The organism is Kitasatospora sp. NPDC056327 (assembly GCF_042261735.1).
Lineage (GTDB): Bacteria > Actinomycetota > Actinomycetes > Streptomycetales > Streptomycetaceae > Kitasatospora.
In genome coordinates, this window is record NZ_JBHJRC010000067.1 from 1 (window position 1) to 20,105 (window position 20,105).

Genomic DNA, 20,105 nt, shown 5'->3' on the forward strand with positions numbered 1-20,105 from the left:
CGTACGGGCGGCCGCCATCTCGGCCGCCACCCGCGCGCCCCGGTCCGGGGCCAGGTCGAGACAGGCGAGCACCCCGGGCACGGCGATGCTCGGCATCAGGTGCCGGTAGAGCGTCGCGACCCGCTCGGCGAGGTCGGCCCGGCCGGTGAACCGCTGGGACTGGAGCTGCACGCCGACCCAGGAGGCCGTCATCAGCCCCGCCGTGTCGGCCGGCACCACGTGCGGCAGCAGTTCGCCGCGCTCCCGCGCGGCGATCAGCAGCCGCTCCAGGCGGGCGATCCACCCCGGCGCGGCGTCGATGCCCAGGCGGCGGTCCGCGCCCTGGTCGACCGAGAGCCGGACCCCCGCGCTGACCAGCGGGTCGATCGGCACCAGGTGGGTGACCACCATCCCGGTGTCCACGAACTCCTGCAGCTTGCAGGAGCGTTCCGGGACGGCCTCGGCCTCGAACTGCTCCTCTATGACGCCCTGGGCGAGGTCGCGCTTGGAGGCGAAGTGGAAGTAGACGGCACCGCGGGTGACCCCCGCCCGGGCGACCACCTCGCCGATGGTCGCCCCCTCGTAGCCGAACTCGTCGAACACCGAGGCCGCGGCCTCCAGAATCAGCCGCCGCGTGCGCAGCGCCCGCTCCTGTCGTGCCACCACGACCACCCCCACCCACACCGAAACAAAACCGAACAGCCCGTATTCCGACCGGGGCCGCCGACACACTCCGTCAAGAGGATACCGACCGTGCGGTCTGCTCCGTGCGCCCGGAGCCACCGCGCGGACCGGTGTCGAACGGCCGTTCCCGGGTTCCGTCCACCGGTTCGACTCCGCGGGCCCGGTCCTGCGCCCCCGGCGCGTCAGGACGGCACGGCGACCGCCTCCACCTCGACGAGCTGCTCGTCGTACCCGAGCACGGAGACCCCGACCAGGGTTCCTTGCCCCGGAGCCCGCCGCTACGGCGCGGCAGCGGCGGTGCGACGTACCGGCGGGCTCCGGGAATTCACCGGTGCGGGTGATGACGGGGGCGCGCTCCGGCCGGGATCCTGGTGGTCCGCCGACGACCGAGGGGGCCACCGTGCCGTTTCCGAGGAACACCGGGGACCGGGGCCGCCGCCGGGTGCTGGGGCTCGCCCTGGGAGCCGGCCTCGCGCCCGCCCTGGCCGCCGCGTCCGCCGCCGCCCGCACCCGCGAGGACGCACCGGAGCCCGGGCCGGACGCCGGACGCGTCCCGCCGGGGCCCGCCCTCGGCCGCCGGGTGGTCGCCGTCGCCACCTCGCTGATCGGTGTGCCGTACGCGTGGGGCGGCGGGGACCGGCTCGGCGCGAGCCTCGGCTTCTGCGACGAGGAGAACGGCTACCTGAACGGCGAGTGCCTGGGCGAGAGCACCGTCGGCTTCGACTGCAGCGGCCTCTCGCTGCACTGCTGGTACCGGGCGAGCGGCGGCGGCATCGAACTGGCCCACTACACCGTCGCCCAGTACCACCGCTCCGCCCCGGTGGAACCGGACGCCCTGCTCCCCGGCGACCTGCTCTTCTTCTCCCGCCCGGACGCCCCGCTGCACCACGTCGGCCTGTGGACCGGCGACGGCGCGATGATCCACGCCGAGCGCACCGGCACCCTGGTCGCCCGGGTGGAGGGCGTGCTGCAGGTGCCGCGCTGGGCCGGCGAGTTCGCGGGCGCGCGCAGGCCGCTGCGGTTCGGCTAGCACCGGCCGCCCCCGCCCGCCCGCCGTGCCGGTGGGACGGGCCCACGGGCGGGCGGTCAGGGCGAGCCCGGCAACCGGGCGTGGATCCGGCCGAGCAGCTCGTGCAGGACCGTCCGTTCCGCCGGGCTCAACGGGGCCAGCACCTCGTCCTGGACCGCGTGCGCCTCGGCCTGCAGCTCCGCGAGCAGCGCGCGGCCGGCCCCGGTCACGGTGACCGAGACCCGGCGGCGGTCGGCGGTGTCGCGGGTCCGTTCCACGTGGCCGGCGGCGGCGAGCCGGTCGGTGACCTTGGCCATGTCGCTGGGATCGATGCGCAGCCGGCGGACCAGGTCCCGCTGGGAGTGCGGGCCGAAGTCGGCCAGCGCGGCGAGCACCGCCATGTCCCAGAGCCGCAGCCCGCGCCGGGCGAGCCGTTCGGCCAGCTGCCCGCGGGCCGCCCTGCCGGTGCGGGAGAGCAGGTAGGTGCCGAGTTCCAGCAGCGTCGGCGGGGTCGCCGGCGAAGCGTCCGGCACGGGTGCGGTGGCGGGGGATTCCTCGGAGGCCATGGGAGCAGTCTAGGGTGCGACCCTATAGTGGGTCCCGACCCATCATCTTGCCCAGGATCATCCACCGCCCGGGAAGGCCCCGCCATGGACGCCCCGTACCACCGCCTGCTCGTCGCCGACTTCCCCTCCTGCTTCGGCTTCTACGGCGCCGCGCTGCCGGCGCTCACCGGTGCCGCCCTGGCCAAGGGCGCCCCCGAGGGCCCCTACGCCTCCTGGGACCTCGGCGGCCGGACGGTGCTGTCGCTGTTCGACCGCGGACAGCAGGCCTCCGTCATCGGTGACGCGGCGCTCCCCGCCGGGCCGGACAGGAGCGCCACCGCCCAGGACCACGCGGTGCTGGTCCTCCGGGTCGAGGACGTCGACCGGGCCTTCGCGCTCTGTCTGCGGCACGGCGGCGCCCCGGTGACCGGCCCCGCCGACCGCCCGGCGTGGGGGCCGGACCTGCGCACCGCGCATCTGCGCGACCCGGAGGGGCGGCTGATCGAACTCCAGTCGTACTGACGCCGGGCGCGGCGTTCCGGACCGCCCGCGCGGAGGCTCCGGAACGCCGGTCGGCGCGCCGCCCGGCCCGGTCTCAGTGGAGGACCTGGCAGCCGCGTGCCGCCAGTACGGCCCGCAGCGCGGCCGGCGGCTCGACGGGGTTCCACCGCAGGTCCAGCTTCTCCAGTGCGGGCAGCGCCGCCGGGTCGGCCAGCCAGTCCGGCAGCGCGGTGATCCGGTTGCCGCGCAGGTCGAGCCGGCGCAGCAGCGGCAGTCCGGCCAGGACGTCCGGCACGTCGCCGAGGGCGTTCTCCCGGAGTTCGAGTTCGCGCAGCGCGGTGAGGCCCGCGAAGGCGTCCGGCAGGGCGGTGAGCGCGTTGCCGCGCAGCCACAGTTCCCGCAGTCCGGGCAGGCCGCCGAGGGCGGCGGGCAGCGCGGTGAGCAGGTTGTGCTGGGCGCGGAGTTCCACCAGGCCGGTCATCGCGCCCAGCTCGCCGGGGAGTACGGTGATGCGGTTCCCGCCGATGTTGAGGTAGCGCAGCCGGGTGAGCCGCCCGAGGGCGGCCGGGAGCGCGGTGAGCGCGTTGTCGTGCAGGTAGAGGAAGTCGGTCAGCCCGGTGAGGTCGCCGATCTCCTCCGGCACATCGGCGATCCGGTTGTGCCCGAGGTCGAGCGTGCGGAGCCGGCGCAGCCGGCCGACGGCGGGCGGGATCCCGGTGATGCCGGTCTCCGCGAGGATGAGCACCGTGAGGTCGGTGCGCTCCCAGACCGTCGCGGGCACGGTGCCGAGCCGCTGCCGCCAGAGGTTGAGGATGGTGTCGGTCACCCCCTCATCCTGCCGTTCCGCGGACCGGCCCGGGGCCGGCCGTGCCCGGGCCGGGCGGGGGCTCCCCGCGCTCCGGACCGGGCACCGGAGGGCGCCGTCACATGTTGATCATGTGACCGGCGAGCCCGTGGACGGCCTCCTTGACCGCCTCGCCCAGGGTCGGGTGGGCGTGCACGTTGCGGGCGACCTCGTGCACGGTGAGGTCCCACTGCTGGGCCAGCGTCAGCTCCGGCAGCAGCTCGGTGACCTCGGGTCCGATCAGGTGGGCGCCGAGCAGCTCGCCGTGCGCGCCGTCGCTGATGACCTTGACGAAGCCGATCGGGTGGCCGAGGCCGTGCGCCTTGCCGTTGGCGGTGAAGGGGAACTTGGCGACCTTGACGTCGTGGCCGAGGTCGCGGGCCTGCGCCTCGGTGTAGCCGAAGCTCGCGATCTGCGGCTGGCAGTAGGTGGCGCGCGGGATCATCGCGAAGTCCACCTCCATGGTCTCCGCGCCGCCGATCGTCTCGGCGGCGATCACGGCCATCGCCTCGGCGGCGTGCGCCAGCATCAGCTTGGCGGTGACGTCGCCGATCGCGAAGATGTGCGGGACGTTGGTCCGGCCGCGGCCGTCGACCTCGATCGCGCCGCGCTCGGTCAGCCTGACGCCGGTGGTCTCCAGCCCGTAGCCGTGCACGCGCGGGGCGAAGCCGATCGCCTGGAGCACCTTGTCGGCCTCCAGCACCTGCTGCTGACCGTCCTTGGCGGTGACGGTGACCTTGACCTTGGCGGCCGGGTCCTCGTCGTCGATCGAGTCGACCCGGGTGGAGGTGAGCACCTGGATGCCCAGCTTGCGGTACTGCTTGGCCAGCTCGGCGGAGACCTCGGCGTCCTCCAGCGGCACCATCCGGTCGAGGAACTCGACGATGGTGACCTGTACGCCGTAGTTGTGCAGGACGTAGGCGAACTCGACGCCGATCGCACCGGCACCGGCGATGACGATGCTGCCGGGCAGCTCCTCGGTGAGGATCTGCTCCTCGTAGGTGACCACGCGGTCGCTCAGGCGGGTGCCGGGGAGCAGCCGGGTGGTGGCACCGGCGGCGATGACGCAGTGGTCGAAGGTGACGACCTCGAAGCCGCCGCCGTTCAGGGCGACCTGGACGGTGTGGTCGTCGACGAAGGTGCCGCGGCCGTCGTACTCGGTGATGCCGTTCTTCTTCATCAGGTAGTGGACGCCCTTGACGCGGCCGTCGGCGACGGTGCGGCTGCGCTTGAAGGCCTCGCTGTAGTCGAAGGTCACCCGGCCCTCGACCTTGATGCCGAAGGTCTTGGCCTCCTTGGTGACGATGTGCGCGAGTTCCGCGTTGCGCAGCAGCGCCTTGGAGGGGATGCAGCCGACGTTCAGGCAGACCCCGCCCCAGTACTTCGACTCGATGACCGCGGTCCTCAGGCCGAGCTGGGTGGCGCGGACCGCGGCCGTGTAGCCGCCGGGGCCGGCGCCGAGGACGACGACGTCGTAGTGCGTGCTGCTCATGGTGCTGACTCCTCCGAGGGTGTCACGGTGTCGTGATCTCGGTGCCATGGTGTCAGGCGACCGCGCCGCGCACCCGTCGGCCCCCGGGCGTCCCGGGGCCGACCGGGCGGCCGGCCCGGCTCCACCGCCCACCGTCGGCGCACGGGGCGGGGGGACCGGGCCGGACCGGGGTCAGGCGTCGACCTCGTGCGCGTGGCCCTCCTTCAGGCCGCCGCCGCTGCCGGCCTGGCCGTCGGTGTTCTGCGGCGCGACGGGCGCGGTCAGCGAGGAGAGGTCCCAGGCGTAGGTGCCGACGGCGTTGGCGATGACGTCGATGTTCAGGTCGAACGCGGAGAGGTCGAGGTTCTCCAGGTTGTCGCAGGCCTGGTGGTAGCACTTGTCGAAGGCGACCCCGGCGGTGCCGCCGTACCTGGCCGCCTGGGCGGCGCTCTTGATCACCTCGGCGCCGGTGTCGGTGCCGCCGGCCGGGATGCCCGCGTCGATGAACGGTCCGTAGTCGGAGCGGCCGGTGAAGTCGGTGCCCTCGTGCGGGACGCTCCAGTCGTCGAGGAAGTTGGTGATGAGGCGCTCGATCTGGGCGGAACCGGCCGGGCCGGGGCCCGAACCGACGTGGTCGGAGTCGTCGCCGTCGTAGACGAACTGGGCGGAGTTCGGCGAGGCGATCATGTCGAAGTTCAGGTAGAGCCTGATCTTCTTCTTCTCCGCCTCGGAGAGCGCGTTCACGTACGCCTCGGAGCCCTTGAGGCCGAACTCCTCGGCGGACCACCAGGCGAACCGGACCTTGTTCTTCACGGGCCGGGTGCCGAGGTTCCTGGCGACCTCCAGGATGCCCGCCGAGCCGGAGCCGTTGTCGTTGATGCCCGGGCCGTCGGCCACCGAGTCGAGGTGCGAGCCGACCACGACGGTGTTGTTCTCGTCGCCGCCGGGGGTCTCGGCGAGGACGTTCCAGGTCTTGCGCTTCTCCATGAACGTGCGGACGTCCAGGTTGACGGTGACCGGGCCGGCGGCGGCCTTGGCCGCGAGCGCCTCGCCCGCCGCCTGGGAGATCCCGCCGACCGGCACCCGGCCGGCGGCCGGGTCCCCGAGCGTCCCGTTGAGGTCGCCCGCGGTGTTGTTGTAGACGATCGCGCCCGCCGCGCCCGCGTCGGCCGCCGCCGCCTGCTTGACGGCGAAGCTGCAGCCGCCGCGCTTGATCAGCGCGACCTTGCCGGTGAAGGCGCCGGCCGCGTAGTCGGTGGCCTCGCAGCCGGTGGTGGCGTCCACCGGCACGACCGCCAGCGCGGCGGAGATGCCGCCCGCCGGGCCGCTGCCGGAGTACGTCATGACCTTCAGCGGCACGTCCTCGGCCTGCGGGGAGACGACGCTCAGCCGCTCGGAGAGGGCCTGGAAGAACGTGTACTCGAACTCCTGCTTGGAGACCTTCAGCCCGGCCCGGCGGGCCTGCTCGTAGACGTACTGGGCGGACTGCTCGTGGCCGCGGGCGCCGGCCACCCGGTTGCCGCCGTTGCGGTCGGCGAACCGCTGGAACGCCTCCAGGGTCCTGAAGGCGTTGTCGGCACCGCTGTCCGCGACCAGCCGCGCGGCCAGCCGGGCGGCCTTGCGGGCCGGGTCCGGGTCGGCGGCGGCGCTGCCGGTGCCGACCATCAGCAGCGGGGTTACCAGCGCGGCCACCGCCAGCGCGGCGCCCGCCGCACGGCCGGCGTGAGCGGTGCGGGTGCGGGGTGCGGCAACCGGGCGACCGGTCCGAGCGTTCAAGGCTTGTCCTTCCGACGGTCCATGGGACTCCCGATTTGACATGTTCCGGGACTCCTTGCCAACCCCGGTGCAGAAGCTGACCGGATGCGGACACCCCGCCGTGCGGCGATGCTGGAGGGGGCGGGGCCGTCTCATCCGGGAGTGTGACCACATGTCCATGTTGGATAAGCTCAAGAGCATGCTCAAGGGCCACGAGGACCAGGCCGAGCGGGGCATCGACAAGGCCGGCGACACGGTCGACGAGCGCACGCAGGGCAAGTACGGCAGCCAGGTCGACATGGGCCAGGAGAAGCTCAAGGACCAGCTGCGCGACGACCGCCCGCCGCAGTAGTCCCCTCCGCTCCCCCGCGGGCCGGCACCCCTTCACCGGCCCGCCCCCACCGGCTCGTGCACGCCCCTCGGGGCCTCCGCACGGGCCGGCACTATTTTCGGACTTTACACACTCATTACTATTGATCCGGTTGCGCGTTCGCGTGTCATACGCGGCCAGGCGCCGGCGTCCCCTGCTCCGGCGCGCCCGCGCCATGCGCAGCCTCCTGGGAGCGCGCCCTGACGAGAGGACAGCCGCCGTGTCGATCCCCCGTGTCCGGACCACCTCGCTGCCCGGTGTCGGCGTCCAGTACGACCTCACCACCCGAGAACAACGGCACCTGTCGGTGATCGCCCACCGGGACGGCTCACGCAGTCTCAACGTCTACCGCTCGGACGACCCCGACGCCTGTTCGCAGGCCTTCCGGCTGACCGCCGAGGAGTCCGCCGCCCTGGTCGACGCGCTGACCCCGGCTCACCACAACCCGGGCCTGCTGCACACCACCGACCTCGGCCTGGTCGCCGAGCGCCTGCCGGTCGACGGCACCTCGCACTGGAACGGCCGCCTGCTCGGCGAGACCAGGATGCGCACCGAGACCGGTGCCTCGATCGTCGCCGTGCTGCGGCGCACCGGGGCCGTCCCCTCCCCGACGCCGGACTTCCGGCTGGCGGGCGGCGACACGCTGATCGTGATCGGCACCCGCGAGGGCGTCGACGCGGCGGCGGCGATCCTGGGGCGGGGGTGATCGGGGGGTGCACACCGCGACCGTCTTCATCGAGCTCGGCTCGGTCATCCTCGTCCTCGGCCTGCTCGGCCGGATCGCCGGCCGCTACGGCTTCTCCCCCATCCCGCTCTACCTGCTCGGCGGCCTCGCCTTCGGCACCGGCGGGCTGCTCCCGCTGAGCGCCAGCGAGGAGTTCGTGGCGACCGGCGCCGAGATCGGCGTCGTCCTCCTGCTGCTGATGCTGGGCCTGGAGTACACCGCCGCCGACCTGGTCACCAACCTCAAGGCGCAGTACCCGGCCGGCGCGGTCGACTTCCTGTTGAACGCGATACCCGGCGCCGTCGCCGCGCTGCTGCTCGGCTGGGGCCCGGTGGCGGCCGTGGTGCTCGCGGGCGTCACCTGGATCTCCTCGTCGGGAGTCATCGCCAAGGTGCTCGGCGATCTCGGCCGGCTCGGCAACCGGGAGACCCCGGTGATCCTCAGCATCCTGGTCCTCGAAGACCTCGCGATGGCCGTCTACCTGCCGATCCTGACGGCCCTGCTGGCCGGGGCCGGTCTGCTCGCCGGGTCGATCACGCTGGCCATCGCGCTCGCCACGGCCGGCGCCGTGCTCTTCGTCGCGCTCCGCTACGGCCGGCTGATCTCGCGGTTCGTCTCCCACGACGACCCGGAGAAGCTGCTGCTGGTGGTGCTCGGGCTGACCCTGCTGGTCGCCGGCATCGCGCAGCAGCTCCAGGTGTCGGCGGCGGTCGGCGCGTTCCTGGTGGGCATCGCGCTCTCCGGCGAGGCCGCCGAGGGCGCGCACACCCTGCTGAGCCCGCTGCGGGACCTCTTCGCGGCCGTGTTCTTCGTGTTCTTCGGACTCAGCACCGACCCGACCAGCATCCCGCCGGTGCTGCTCCCCGCCCTGCTGCTGGCCGTGGTCACCGCGGTCACCAAGGTCGCGACCGGGTACTGGGCGGCGCGGCGCGCGGGGATCGCCACCCGCGGGCGGTGGCGGGCCGGCGGGGCGCTGGTCTCGCGCGGCGAGTTCTCCATCGTCATCGCCGGACTCGCCGTCACGGCGGGCATCGAGCCCGGGCTCGGCCCGCTGGCCACGGCGTACGTGCTGATCCTGGTGGTCACCGGACCGCTGGCGGCCCGCTACACCCAGCCCGCGGTGGAGCGGCTGGGCGGGCTGATGACCCGGCGCCGTCGTCCGTGGGCGCCGGAGGCGAGCGGGGCCGGCGGCGGGGCCGCCGGGGCCGGGGCTTCCGTGAAGCTGCCCGCCCAGGCCGTGGCGGCGGACGGCGCGGAGCCGGTGGAGGATCCGCTGGACTCCGACTCCGGCCAGACCCTCGACGGTCTGTCGCGCTGAACCCGTCGCTGAACCCTCGCTGAACCCCGGGCCGGGCCCGGCCACGAACCGCGCGCCGCATCGCGCACCGGCCGTGCGCGGGCCGTGATCCGGGCACGGCCCGACCGTGCGCCGTTCCCGCACGGAACAGGGCGCCCCGGCAGTGGCGCCCGCACCCTCCTGCCTCTGGGCGGGTCACCTCCGGTGGTCCGCCCGGGGGCTTCCTCCGTTCGGGGCGCCCGATCCGGCACCGGCGCCGGTGCCGGGCCCGGGGTCTCCGGGGGCGTCCGGGCCGACGCGCCGCGCGGCCTCCGTGTCGTGGCCGCAGTTCTCGCAGGGGCCGGGACCGGGCCGCTCGCGCAGACGCCCGCACTCCTCGCACACCCGGTCCAGCCAGCAGGCCGGTTCGCCACCCTCGTCCATGCGGGGATTGTGCCCGCGGGCAGGCCTCCGGCGCGAGTGGACGGTGTCCGCCGGAGCTCGGTGGACACTCCCCCGCGACCGAACCGCACCGGACCCCGCCCTGCGCGCCCGCCCGCTCACGGCCGGGGTCGAGCCGCCCGGCCCCGGACGGCCTGCGGGCTCCTGGACCGCGCCGGCACCTCCCACGACGGCCGCCGCCGCGAGCGCCGCGGTGGCGGCAGGATCAGGGCGGTGTGACGACCGCTCGGCCCCATGACTCCGCCTTCGGGCCCAGAGGATCCGTCGCGCGCGGCTCAAGCAGGTGCCTCCCGCTCGGTCGATCGAGTTCCCGACGGCTCGCCGGGAGCCCCGGGGGTGTGACCGGGCCCCGCGCCGGACCGCCGGGAGCCGCGCCGCAGCAGCAGGAGGAGGCCGAGCTGAACGAGCGCCCCGATCGTCATGCCCGCCCAGATGCCGTGCACGCCGAACGGGCCGGAGAGGGCCGCACCGGAGCCGAGCTGTGCGGCCAGGCCGAGCAGGACCGCGACCACCGGCCGTCGCCCGGCGCCCGCCGCCTGGTGGACTCCGCCGAGGGCGACCACCAGTGCGTAGGGGAGCAGGTAGGGACCGGCCATCCGCAGGAAGCCGACCGCCTCGCCGGCCACCGCCGGATCGCCGGTGAACAGCGCGGTGGCCGGGACCGCGGCCGCCGCGCACAGGACGGCCGCGCCCGTGCCGAGGGCGGCGGCCAGCACGGCGGTGTCACGGCCGAGCGCCCGGAGGTCGGCCGCGCCCTCCCCGGCGCGGCGGGCGGCGCCGGTCAGGCGGGCGGCCTCGATGACGGCGGCCTGCCGGAGCGCGTAGAAGGCCATGGTGACGATCAGCAGGACGCGGTAGCCGACCCCGTAACCGGCCACGGCGGCCACCCCGAAGGAGGCGACCAGGGCGAGCTGGAGCGCCCCGACGGCCATCCGCGCGGTGAAGTCCAGGCCGAACGGCGCCCCGGCGGCGGTGATCGCGCGGGCCTCGGCGCGCAGTCCGCCGGGCGGGGCGGGCAGCCGGTGGCGGCGGCGGAGCGCCAGGGTCACCGCGAGGGCGACGGCCCGCGAGACGGCGAGGGCGAGGGCGGCACCGGTGACGCCGAGCGCGGGGAACGGGCCGGGGCCGAGGATCAGCAGCGGGTCCAGGAGGAGCAGCAGGGCGCCGGTGAGCAGCGCGGCGCGCATCGGCGTCCGGGTGTCGCCGGTGCCCTTGAAGAGCTCGTCGGCGACACGCTGGCCGAAGAAGAGCACGAAGGCCGGGAAGGCCACCGCGAAGTAGTCGGCGGCGAGCGCGGCGGCCTCGCCGTCCAGGAAGGCGCCGGCGAGCGGTTCGCGGAGCAGGGCACCGGGCACTGCGAGCGCGAGGCCGCCCAGCGCGCAGAGCCACCAGGCGGCGCGGGCGACCCGCCCCGCGGCGGCCGGGTCGCCGGCGCCGTGGGCCTGCGCGAGGCGCACCGTCACCCCCGAGGCGACCACCAGGACCAGGCCGAGCAGCAGGTTCTCCACGGTGCCGGCCAGGGTGACGGCGGCGACGGCGGGCCCGCCCAGTCCGGCCACCCAGAAGGTCCCGACGACCGCAGCGGCCACGCCCGACAGCAGTTCCGCGTAGACCGGTCCCGCGAGTGCGACGAGCCGTGGCAGATGTCCCCGCATGGTGTACTCCCCCGTTGCTTCCGCCGACGCGCCGACCGCCGCCCGGGCAGCTGCGGGCACCGGGCTGCCGGGCACCGCGCTCCCGGGCTTCGGACTGCCGGTCGGCCTCGAATAGAGATACATCGATTCGATGCACATCGGCAAGAGGTAGTATGACGCCCGGACGGACCACCGGGAGAACGGAAGACCCCACCCGTGCTGACCCTCGCGATCCTCGGGTTCCTCCACGACGAACCGCTGCACGGCTACCAGCTGAAGTCCCGGATCACCGGCCTGACCGGTCATGCCCGGCCGGTGAGCGACGGCGCCCTCTACCCCGCGATCACCCGCCTGGAGAAGGCCGGCCTGCTGGTCCGGCGCAGCGAGCCGGGCAGCGGCGCCGCACCGCGTCAGGTCCTGGAGCTGACCGCCGAGGGGCGGGCCGAGCTGGCGCGCCGGCTGGCCGAGCCGGAGGAGGCCGAGATCTCCGACCAGATCCGCTTCTTCACCGTCGCGGCCTTCCTGGACCGCCTCCCCGACCCGGCCCGGCAGGCCGCGGTCCTGCGCCGGCGGCTCGCCTTCCTGGAGGCGCCGAGCAGCTTCTTCTACGGCGCCGACGGGCGGCCGGTCACCGCCGAGCAGGAGCGCAGCCCGTTCCGGCGCGGCATGCTGCTGGTCGCCCGCGCCTCCGGGGCCGCCGAGCGGGCCTGGCTGACGGAGACGATCGCCGCGCTCGGCGGTTCGGCGGCCGGTCGTCCGGCGCGGGACGGATCCGCACCGGATCACCCGGCGCCGGATCACCCGACCCCGGATCACCCCGCCACGGATCGCCCGGCGCCGGAGGCCTGAGCTGCGCGCGGACGAGCGTCGGCGGGGCCCGGCGGAAACCGGAAGCATTTGATCCGGAAGGCTGCCGGGGGCGGCCGGGCGTGGCTATGATGAGCCGCCACACACCACGGCCGAACCGTCCGGTACCACGGCACCGCCGCGCGTGACCAGGGCGCGGGCCCGCCCGCGCCCCCTCCGTCCCGTCCCGAGGGAGACCGCCGTGCCCCCTGCCGACAGCACCGCCGTCGCACCGTCCGGTTCCGCCGGACCCCGGGACGCGCCCCGTCCGGCCGCGGATCCGGACGCCATCCCCGGCTGGTTCTTCCGGCTCGACCGCGAGGCCTTCGGCCACCTCCTCACCGCGCAGAGCGCGGCCGGACTGACCGGTGACGTCCTGGAGCTCGGCAGCTACCTGGGGCGCAGCGCCGTCCTGCTCGGCGACCACCTGCGGCCGGGCGAGCAGCTGACGGTCTGCGACCTGTTCGACTCCGAGGCGGGCGACGCCGACAACGCCGCCGAGATGGCGATGTCCTACCGCTCCTCGCTGACCAGACGCGGTTTCGAGGCCAACTACCTGGCGTTCCACCCGGAGCTGCCGACCATCGTGCAGGCACCGACCGCCGTGCTGGCCGACGGCCGGATCCCGGCCGGCAGCTGCCGCTTCGTCCACGTCGACGCCTCCCACCTCTACGAGCACGTGGCCGGCGACATCGAGGTGGCGCGGCGGGCGCTGGCCGGGGACGGGCTGGTGGTGCTGGACGACTACCGCTCGGAGCACACCCCGGGCGTGGCGGCGGCGGTCTGGCAGGCGGTGTTCACGGGCGGGCTGCGGCCGGTGCTGCTGACGCCGATGAAGTTCTACGGGACGTGGGGCGATCCGGAGCCGGCCCGCCGGGCGCTGCTTGCCCGGGACTGGCGGGCCGAGGGGTTCACCGTCGACGAGGACACCATCGCGGGGCTGCGGGTCCTGCGGCTGAACAACGCCGTGCGGCCGCCGCGCACGGGTCCGCGCCGGGTGCTGCTGGAGCTGCTGCCGCCGGTGGCCACCCGGGCGGTCCGGCGGGTGCTGGGGGCGGTCCGGGCACTCCGGACGCGGTCCGCGGCGCGGCCGGGCGGGACCGTCCGGCCCCACTGAGCAGCAGCGTCCCGGCGGGGCGGGGCCCCGCGGCCGGTACTCTGTCGGCCGTGCACCTCATGATCGCTTCGACCGCCCGCCCGGCCCGTCCCGCGTGTTCCGCCCGTCCGGCCCGGACGCGCCGATGAGCGCCTTCGTCCCGCCCGAGCCACCGGCCTTCGCCACCGCCTCGCCCCGCGAGCGGGTGGCCCGGATCCTCACCGAGGTGCTCGCGCCCGTCCCGCTGGTGATCTCCCTGCTGCTGGTCGTCGGCACGCACGCCGCCGGCGGCTGGACCGGGCTGGGCTGGGGGCTGCTGGCGGCGTCCTTCTGCGGGGTCGTGCCGCTCGGCGTGATCGCGCTCGGGGTGCGGCGCGGCGCGCTGACGGACAAGCACATGCGGGTCCGCCGCCAGCGCGTCGTCCCGATGGCGGTCAGCCTGCTCTCGGTGGTGACCGGTGTCGTACTGCTGGCCCTGCTGGACGCCCCGGCGGAGGTCGGGGCCGTGGTGGTGGCGATGCTGGTCGGGCTGGTCTCGGCGCTGACCGTGACGGTGTGGTGGCAGATCTCGCTGCACAACGCGGTGGCCGGGGGCACCGCGATGATCCTGGTGCTGGCGCTCGGCCCGGCCTCGCCGGTCCTGATGGTGGCGGCGGCGTCGCTGCCGGCGGCGGCGGGCTGGTCCCGGCTGGTGCTCCGGGCCCACACGCCGGCCCAGGTGGCGGCCGGGACGGCGCTCGGCGGCGTGTCAGCCCTGGCCTTCGCCGTGCTGCGCTGAGCCCGCTCCCCGGACGGACGCCGCCGCGCGGCCGGACCCGCCGGTAGGGTCGGCCGGTCGGGCCCGCCGATCCGGCGGACCGGGCCGATCCCGCACCGTGGAGAGCACCGTGGAACCGCGATCACCGCATTCGCCGCAGCCGCCGAACCCGTCGGACGCCCAGGGACCACCGGGCCCGCCCGGGAGGCCCGCGCCCTTCCCGCCGCCCGCCCCGTCGGCGGAACCGCAGGAACCGCCGGCGCCTCTGGAGACGCGCCTGCCGGCCGGCCTCCCCTCCGACGAGGACCTGGTCGAGGAGCTGCTGGCGCTCGCCGTGCCGTTCGAGGAGGTGAACGGCCTGCTCGCAGCCCGCGTCCGGCTGGCCCGGGACGCGGGCCTGCGGGCACTCTTCGAGGAGATGCTGCGCGACCAGGCCGCGGCGGTGGGGACGCTCGGGGGACCCGCCGGGATCGGCCCCGGCTGGCCGGCCGGCGTTCCGGACGGCGAACGGTTCGCGGCCCTGCTGTTCGTCGCGCTGGCCCCGCACACCCGGGCCCTCCACCGCGCGCTCGGCGTCCCGCCGGAGGTGACCCGCTCGACGCTCGCCGACCTCGGCCGGCAGATCGTGGTGGGCCGGTGGCGCGGCCGGGCCGGACTGGGCAACCCCCGCTGGCTGACGCTGCACTTCCGGGGCGAACTGTTCCAGCTCGGCCGGCTGCAGTTCCAGCGCCGCCGGCCGGCCGGGCCGGACACCGGGGCCGAGCGGACCGGCCTGCCCGGCGAGTGGAGCCTCCAGGTGCACATCCCCGACCACTGCGGCCCGCTCTCCCCGGGAGCCTGCGACCGGGCGCTGGACCGGGCGCGGGCGTTCTTCCCCCGGCACTTCCCCGGTGAGCCCTACCGCGGCTTCGCCCTCTTCTCCTGGCTGCTCGACCCGCAGCTCGCCGACCGCCTGCCGGAGGGCTCCAACATCCTGCGCTTCCAGCAGCGGTTCGCCCCGCTGGGGAACCCGGACGGGCCGCCGGTGCCCGAGGACACCAACCCGCTGCGGTACGTCTTCGGCGACGTCGGCCGCCCGCTGGGGTCGCTCCCCCGGGACACCGCCCTCCAGCGCGCCCTGGTCGACCACCTGCGGGCGGGCGGCCACTGGTACGTGTGCGGCGGCCGGCTCCCGTTCTGAATTCCCCGCCGCAGCATCCGTCGAATTGATCAGACTTATAAGACGTATACGACTGCATTCACTCCAACGAGGGAAGTTCCTTTAAAGATTTGCCCACGGAACATTAAAGCGCGCATAGTGATGGCGTCTCAGTTGGCCCTAGGAATGGCCAATTTATGGCAAAGGCCCGTGCCGCCCCGCACGGGTCCCTGGCAGACGAGGAGATGGCGTTGCGTCACGGAAACGTTCACGACGGCTACGGGCAGCGGCTGCGCGAGGGGATCGCCGCCCCGGGGACGACCCCGCTCATCGGTGTCTACGACATGTACTCCGCCTCCATCGCGGCCGAGCACTACGACGGCATGTTCGTCTCCGGCTTCGGCTTCGCGGCCTCCTACTACGGCCTGCCCGACATCGGCTTCATCGCCTGGCCGGACATGGTCGCCTTCGTCGAGCGGCTGCGCGGCGCCTTCCCCCGGCACCACCTGCTCGTCGACATCGACGACGGCTACGTCGACCCCGAGGTGGCCTGCCACGTGGTGCGGCGGCTGGAGCGGATCGGCGCCTCGGGCATCATCCTGGAGGACCAGAAGCGCCCGCGCCGCTGCGGCCACGCCGACGGCAAGCAGGTCCTGCCCCTGGAGGAGTACCTGGAGAAGCTGAACCAGGTCCTCGCCACCCGCAGCGACCTCGTGGTGGTGGCGCGCACGGACGCCACCGAGGAGGCCGACATCCTGCGCCGGGCCGAGGCCCTCGCCGCCACCGACGCGGACGTGGTGCTGGTCGACGGCGTGCGCAGCGAGGAGTGGGTCCGCCGGATCCGCCGGGTGGTGGGCGACAAGCCGCTGCTGTTCAACCAGATCGGCGGCGGCAAGTCGCCCCGGCTCTCGCTCTCCGAGCTCGCCGGGCTCGGGGTGAACGTCGCCATCTACAGCACGCCGTGCCTGTTCGCCGCCCACCGGGCGATGGACGAGGCGCTCGCCGGGCTCAAGGTCGCGGACGGCCGGCTGCCGGCCACCGCCGGGGAGCGCCAGGAGGTCGGCGTGCGCGAGTCCACCGAGCTGCTGGAGCGGAACCTCCCGCGGCCCCAGAGCCGCGAGGAGGTGGGCGTATGAGGCTCCGGGTTTCCGGCGCGCAGCCCCGGGAGGCCTCGGGCCGGCCGACGCGGGGGCACCGCAGGATCGCGGCCGCCGGTCTGGCCGTGGCCTGGGCGGTGCTCGGCTGCGCCGTCGCGCCGGAGGCCCGGGCGGCGGAGCGCGGCCTGGTCACGGTGATCGACAACTCCGGCGCCGACTCGATCCTGGAGATCGACCGGACGGCCGACCTGCTGGTCGGGCGCGGCTCGGCCGGCAGCGACCACGACGGTGCGACCACCCTGGTGACCGGGCTGCTGGGGGCGGCGCCCGCCCCCGTGGAGGCGGAGGAGGGCGAGGAATGAGCACGGCCCGTCAGCAGCGGGTTCCGCCTCCGGCGCAGGCGCGGCGCGCTTCGCCGGCCGCCGCCACCGGACGGCGGCCGTGGTGGCGGGTGCTCGATCCGTACGTGGTGGCGCTGGCCGGAGCGGTGGCACTGGCCGCGCTGCTGCCCGCCACCGGGCGGGCGGCCCACGGTGCGGAGCTGGCCTGCGACCTCGCGGTGGGGCTGCTGTTCTTCCTGTACGGGGCCCGGCTCTCCGCCCGCGAGACCTTCGCCGGGCTGCGTCACCTGCGGCTGCACGGGCTGGTGCTGACCTGCACCTTCGTGCTGTTCCCGCTGCTCGGGCTCGGTCTGACGGCGCTCGCGGCCGGGTCGCTCGCCGAGCAGCTGCGGACGGGCGTGCTGTTCCTCTGTCTGGTGCCCTCCACGGTGCAGTCCTCGGTGGCGCTCACCGGCGCCGCGCGGGGGAACGTCGCGGCGGCGATCTGTGCCGGCACCTACTCCAGCCTGGCCGGCCTGGTACTCACCCCGCTGCTCGCCGCCGGGCTGCTGGGGGCCGGTGCGGCGCTGTCGGCCGACGGCCTGCTGCGGATCTGCGCCCAGCTGCTCGCCCCGTTCGTGCTCGGGCAGTCGCTGCGGCCGTGGCTCGGCGGCTTCCTGGGGCGGCACCGCCGACTGCTCGCCCCGGTCGACCGGGGCTCGATCCTGCTGGTCGTCTACACCGCTTTCAGCGGCGCGGTCGAGCAGGGCGTCTGGGCCACCGTCACCCCGGCCGCCCTGCTCGGGCTGCTGGCCCTGCTGCTGGCCCTGCTCGCGGCCGCGCTCGCCGCGGTCCGGCTCGGCGCGCGGCTGCTGGGCCTGGACCGGGCCTCCGGCATCGCGGCGGTGCTCTGCGGCTCGCAGAAGAGCCTGGCCAACGGCCTGCCGATGGCCGCCGTCCTGTTCGGGCCGCAGGCGGGGCTGCTGGTCCTGCCGCTGATGATGTACCACCAGCTCCAACTGGTGGCCGGGGCGCTGCTCGCCGGCCGCTGGGTCCGTCCCCCGGCCGCCGACGGGGCGTCGGCCGGCCGCGAGGAGCCGTCCGGAGTGCCGGGCGACACCGGCGCCGCCGGGCAGGACACCTCCGCGCCCGCCCGGGCCTCCCCCGAACCCGCCTGACGGCACCGGGCGGTGCCGCGGCCCCGGGCGGGGCGGTGCCCGGCGGGAACGGGCGCCGCAACGGCCGGGACCTCGTGCCGCGGCGGGCGGCACGAGGTCCCGGCGAGCGCCGGCACGGTGGGCGACGCCTTGGGCGACACCATCGGCGGCTGCGCGGCGGATCCGTGGCGCCGGCGGATCGGTGGTGCGGATCGGCCCGGCGGATCGTCGCTACGGCCCCACGGATCGGGACCGCAGATCGGCGCCGTGGATCAGCTCCGTGGATCAGCTCCGTGGATCAGCCGCGCGAAGCGGCGTCCAGGGCGCGGGCGTCACCGGCGATCAGGCGGGCGCGGTCGGCGGGAACGCTGCGGCCGGCCTGGTTCTCGGCCCAGTGGGCGAGCGGCTGGTACTGGCCCTGTCCGAGCATGACGGTCAGGGTCGCCACGGCGTTGCGGTCGGCGCCCGAGGTGAGCACCAGCGAGGCCAGACCGGTCGGGGTGGCCGCGACGGTGAACTCGGTGGTCGTCTCGGCACGGCCGCCGGGGCCGGTGGCCTCGGCGCGCAGGGTGTGCTTGCCGAGCGCGAGCACGGTGGTGTCGAGGGCCGAACCGGCCGCCAGCTCCTTGCCGTCCAGGGTCAGCCGGACGGTGTCGGCACCGCTCGCCTGCACGGCGGTCACCGGCTGCTGGGCACGGTCCAGCGCCGCACCGGCGACCGGCGAGGTGATCGCCACCGTGGGCGCGGCCGGCGGGGTGGTCACGGTGCCGCCCTGCAGCCAGGCCGCGTTCCAGCCGGACAGCTCGGCCGGGCGGTTGGTGATGATGCCGTCGACGCCGGCGGCCTCCAGGGCCTTCCACCGGGTGGCCGAGTCGACCGTCCACACGTTGACCGCGACGCCGGCCGCGTGCAGGTCCTTCACCACACCGAGCCGGGGCGCGAGGGCGCCGTCGGAGGGGTTGTAGGCGGCGAGGCCGAGCTCCTTGGAGAGGGCCACCGGGTCGGCGTCGAGCGAGCCGCGCAGCAGTCCCAGCGGGAGCTCGGGGGCCAGCTCACGGGTGTGGCGGAGGGCGTCGACCTCGAAGCTCTGGACGAAGACCCGGCCGGTCATGCCGCGGTCACGGATCTCCTTGACGATCCGGGCCACCTCGTCGCGGCTGTGCGCGCCCTTGATCTCCAGCAGCAGGTTTCCGCCGCGGGTGCGCAGGTCCTCCAGCTGGGCGGCCAGGCTCGGCACCCGGGCGCCCGCGTACACCGGGCCGAACCAGGAGCCGGCGTCCAGCGCGTCCAGCTGGGCGGCCGTCAGGTCACGGATGCGGCCCTTGCCGTTGGTGGTGCGGTCCACGGTGTCGTCGTGCAGGACGTAGGGGACGCCGTCCTTGCTGGGCTGGACGTCGTTCTCGATCCACTCGGCGCCACCGCGGCGGGCGATCTCGTCCGAGGCCAGGGTGTTCTCCGGGGCGGCGGAGGAGGCACCGCGGTGGGCGAAGACGGTGAGCGGCGAACCGGCGGGGCGCAGCCAGCCGCCGGGGGCGAGGGCGGTCACCTTGAGGTCGTCGAACGAGACCTTCGCCCCGTTGACCACCAGGGCCTGCCCGCCGTCGGCGGTGCGGGCGACCTGCGTGGTGCGCATCGCCTCCTTGCCGTCGAAGATCCAGCGGGCGGAGGTGCCGTGCACCTCGACGGCGACCCGGACGTCACGGCCGGTGCCCGCGGCGGTCGGGGCCGCGGCGGTGTTGGTGACGTTCCAGCTGTTGGCGGGGGTGCGCTGGGCGAACTCCAGGCCGTTGGCGGCGGTGGTGCCGGAGCGCATGGTCGCGATCGACCACGGGGTGGCGCCGCTCGCGGGGACGTCCAGGCCGAAGGCCGTCCAGCGGGCGGCGTCGGCGACGCTCTCGAAGCGGGCGGTGGCCTCGATGCGGAAGTCGTCGAGGTGACGGCCGAAGGTGATCCGGCTCTGCTGCCCGGAGTTCGCGGAGGTGCCGACCAGGCGGCCGTTCTCGACCTTCCAGTCGCCCTCGACCGCCTTCCACCCGGCGGGCAGGGCGGAGCCGGCGAAGTGCTCCTCGACGACGACCTCACCGGCGGCCGGAGCGCCCGGCGCCGCTGCGGGGGCGGCGGGCTCGGCGGAGGCGGCTGCGGGGGCGGCGGCTGCGGGGGCGGCGGGCTCGGCGGAGGCGGCGCTCGGGGAGGTGAGCGCGACGGTGGTGAGGCTCAGTGCGGAGGCGACGGCGGCGGCCAGCAGGCCGGTGCGACGTGCCCCGTGGGGGCGGTGACTCTGTGTCATGCCCGGCACGCTAGGGACGGCGGCCGAACCGGAAGCCACCAGTCCGGAAACCGTTCGTGACCATTGCGCATGCTGTTCGTGGACGTGGCGAATTCCCGGCGATGGATGGCCGGTTCGATCCCGCACGACGCCCGGCGAGCATCCCGGGACGAT

General features: G+C 75.1%; 18 protein-coding genes and 1 pseudogene. 12 read left to right on the forward strand and 7 right to left on the reverse strand.

All coding sequences use genetic code 11. From position 1 onward, the window contains the following. A partial coding sequence (locus ACFCX4_RS12750) for a ScbR family autoregulator-binding transcription factor (protein ID WP_376141329.1) occupies positions 1 to 642 on the reverse strand: 642 nt, incomplete at its 3' end. A 421-nt stretch (positions 643 to 1,063) separates the two neighbouring features. Between ACFCX4_RS12750 and ACFCX4_RS12755 the strand changes: the two genes are divergently transcribed. Further along, complete coding sequence (locus ACFCX4_RS12755) at positions 1,064 to 1,693, forward strand: C40 family peptidase (RefSeq protein WP_376141331.1); 630 nt, start codon at positions 1,064 to 1,066, stop codon at positions 1,691 to 1,693. A 56-nt stretch (positions 1,694 to 1,749) separates the two neighbouring features. Here the strand turns inward: ACFCX4_RS12755 and ACFCX4_RS12760 are convergent, their stop codons facing one another. Then, positions 1,750 to 2,238, reverse strand: coding sequence for a MarR family winged helix-turn-helix transcriptional regulator (locus ACFCX4_RS12760; protein ID WP_376141333.1), 489 nt, complete (start codon positions 2,236 to 2,238; stop codon positions 1,750 to 1,752). Positions 2,239 to 2,322: 84 nt separating this feature from the next. Between ACFCX4_RS12760 and ACFCX4_RS12765 the strand changes: the two genes are divergently transcribed. After that, positions 2,323 to 2,739, forward strand: coding sequence for a VOC family protein (locus ACFCX4_RS12765; RefSeq protein ID WP_376141335.1), 417 nt, complete (start codon positions 2,323 to 2,325; stop codon positions 2,737 to 2,739). A 73-nt stretch (positions 2,740 to 2,812) separates the two neighbouring features. Here ACFCX4_RS12765 and ACFCX4_RS12770 read toward each other — a convergent pair whose 3' ends face one another. From ACFCX4_RS12770 to ACFCX4_RS12780, 3 genes are all read right to left on the reverse strand, one after another. Then, positions 2,813 to 3,544, reverse strand: coding sequence for a leucine-rich repeat domain-containing protein (locus ACFCX4_RS12770; RefSeq protein WP_376141337.1), 732 nt, complete (start codon positions 3,542 to 3,544; stop codon positions 2,813 to 2,815). 97 nt (positions 3,545 to 3,641) lie between these two features. Continuing rightward, positions 3,642 to 5,054 (reverse strand): dihydrolipoyl dehydrogenase, encoded by a 1,413-nt coding sequence (gene lpdA, locus ACFCX4_RS12775; RefSeq protein ID WP_376141339.1) that lies wholly within the window; start codon positions 5,052 to 5,054, stop codon positions 3,642 to 3,644. A gap of 171 nt (positions 5,055 to 5,225) precedes the next feature. Continuing rightward, positions 5,226 to 6,698: a M28 family metallopeptidase gene (locus ACFCX4_RS12780; protein ID WP_376141374.1), complete on the reverse strand. Its 1,473-nt coding sequence runs from the start codon at positions 6,696 to 6,698 to the stop codon at positions 5,226 to 5,228. Between the two features lie 262 nt (positions 6,699 to 6,960). On the opposite strand from ACFCX4_RS12780, the gene ACFCX4_RS12785 reads away from it, so the two are divergent. From ACFCX4_RS12785 to ACFCX4_RS12795, 3 genes are all read left to right on the forward strand, one after another. Beyond that, positions 6,961 to 7,140, forward strand: a complete 180-nt coding sequence (locus ACFCX4_RS12785) for an antitoxin (protein ID WP_376141340.1) — start codon at positions 6,961 to 6,963, stop codon at positions 7,138 to 7,140. A 238-nt stretch (positions 7,141 to 7,378) separates the two neighbouring features. Then, a complete protein-coding gene (locus tag ACFCX4_RS12790) occupies positions 7,379 to 7,864 on the forward strand; it encodes a cation:proton antiporter regulatory subunit (protein WP_376141342.1) in 486 nt (161 codons plus the stop codon). Positions 7,865 to 7,871: 7 nt separating this feature from the next. Beyond that, positions 7,872 to 9,200, forward strand: coding sequence for a cation:proton antiporter (locus ACFCX4_RS12795; RefSeq protein WP_376141344.1), 1,329 nt, complete (start codon positions 7,872 to 7,874; stop codon positions 9,198 to 9,200). Positions 9,201 to 9,895: 695 nt separating this feature from the next. Here the strand turns inward: ACFCX4_RS12795 and ACFCX4_RS12800 are convergent. Further along, entirely contained in the window at positions 9,896 to 11,275 is a 1,380-nt protein-coding gene (locus ACFCX4_RS12800; protein ID WP_376141346.1) for an MATE family efflux transporter, read from the reverse strand. Positions 11,276 to 11,470: 195 nt separating this feature from the next. Here ACFCX4_RS12800 and ACFCX4_RS12805 point away from each other — a divergent pair. The 7 genes and pseudogenes from ACFCX4_RS12805 to ACFCX4_RS12835 form a co-directional block, all read left to right on the forward strand. Beyond that, positions 11,471 to 11,995: pseudogene (locus tag ACFCX4_RS12805) on the forward strand (PadR family transcriptional regulator); the annotation flags it as partial. A 307-nt stretch (positions 11,996 to 12,302) separates the two neighbouring features. Next, entirely contained in the window at positions 12,303 to 13,217 is a 915-nt protein-coding gene (locus tag ACFCX4_RS12810) for a class I SAM-dependent methyltransferase (protein WP_376141348.1), read from the forward strand. 124 nt (positions 13,218 to 13,341) lie between these two features. Further along, a complete protein-coding gene (locus ACFCX4_RS12815) occupies positions 13,342 to 13,974 on the forward strand; it encodes a hypothetical protein (protein WP_376141350.1) in 633 nt (210 codons plus the stop codon). A 109-nt stretch (positions 13,975 to 14,083) separates the two neighbouring features. Then, positions 14,084 to 15,133, forward strand: a complete 1,050-nt coding sequence (locus tag ACFCX4_RS12820) for an acyltransferase domain-containing protein (RefSeq protein WP_376141352.1) — start codon at positions 14,084 to 14,086, stop codon at positions 15,131 to 15,133. Between the two features lie 209 nt (positions 15,134 to 15,342). Next, positions 15,343 to 16,227 (forward strand): oxaloacetate decarboxylase, encoded by an 885-nt coding sequence (locus tag ACFCX4_RS12825; protein ID WP_376141354.1) that lies wholly within the window; start codon positions 15,343 to 15,345, stop codon positions 16,225 to 16,227. Further along, entirely contained in the window at positions 16,224 to 16,550 is a 327-nt protein-coding gene (locus ACFCX4_RS12830; RefSeq protein WP_376141356.1) for a hypothetical protein, read from the forward strand. The genes ACFCX4_RS12825 and ACFCX4_RS12830 overlap by 4 nt, the downstream gene beginning before the upstream one ends. Then, positions 16,547 to 17,686 carry a bile acid:sodium symporter family protein gene (locus tag ACFCX4_RS12835; RefSeq protein ID WP_376141358.1) on the forward strand — a complete coding sequence of 380 codons (1,140 nt, stop codon included), beginning with the start codon at positions 16,547 to 16,549 and terminating at the stop codon, positions 17,684 to 17,686. The genes ACFCX4_RS12830 and ACFCX4_RS12835 overlap by 4 nt, the downstream gene beginning before the upstream one ends. Positions 17,687 to 17,963: 277 nt before the next feature. Here the strand turns inward: ACFCX4_RS12835 and ACFCX4_RS12840 are convergent, their stop codons facing one another. Further along, positions 17,964 to 19,952: a glycerophosphodiester phosphodiesterase gene (locus tag ACFCX4_RS12840; protein WP_376141360.1), complete on the reverse strand. Its 1,989-nt coding sequence runs from the start codon at positions 19,950 to 19,952 to the stop codon at positions 17,964 to 17,966. Between the last annotated feature and the right edge of the window lie 153 nt (positions 19,953 to 20,105).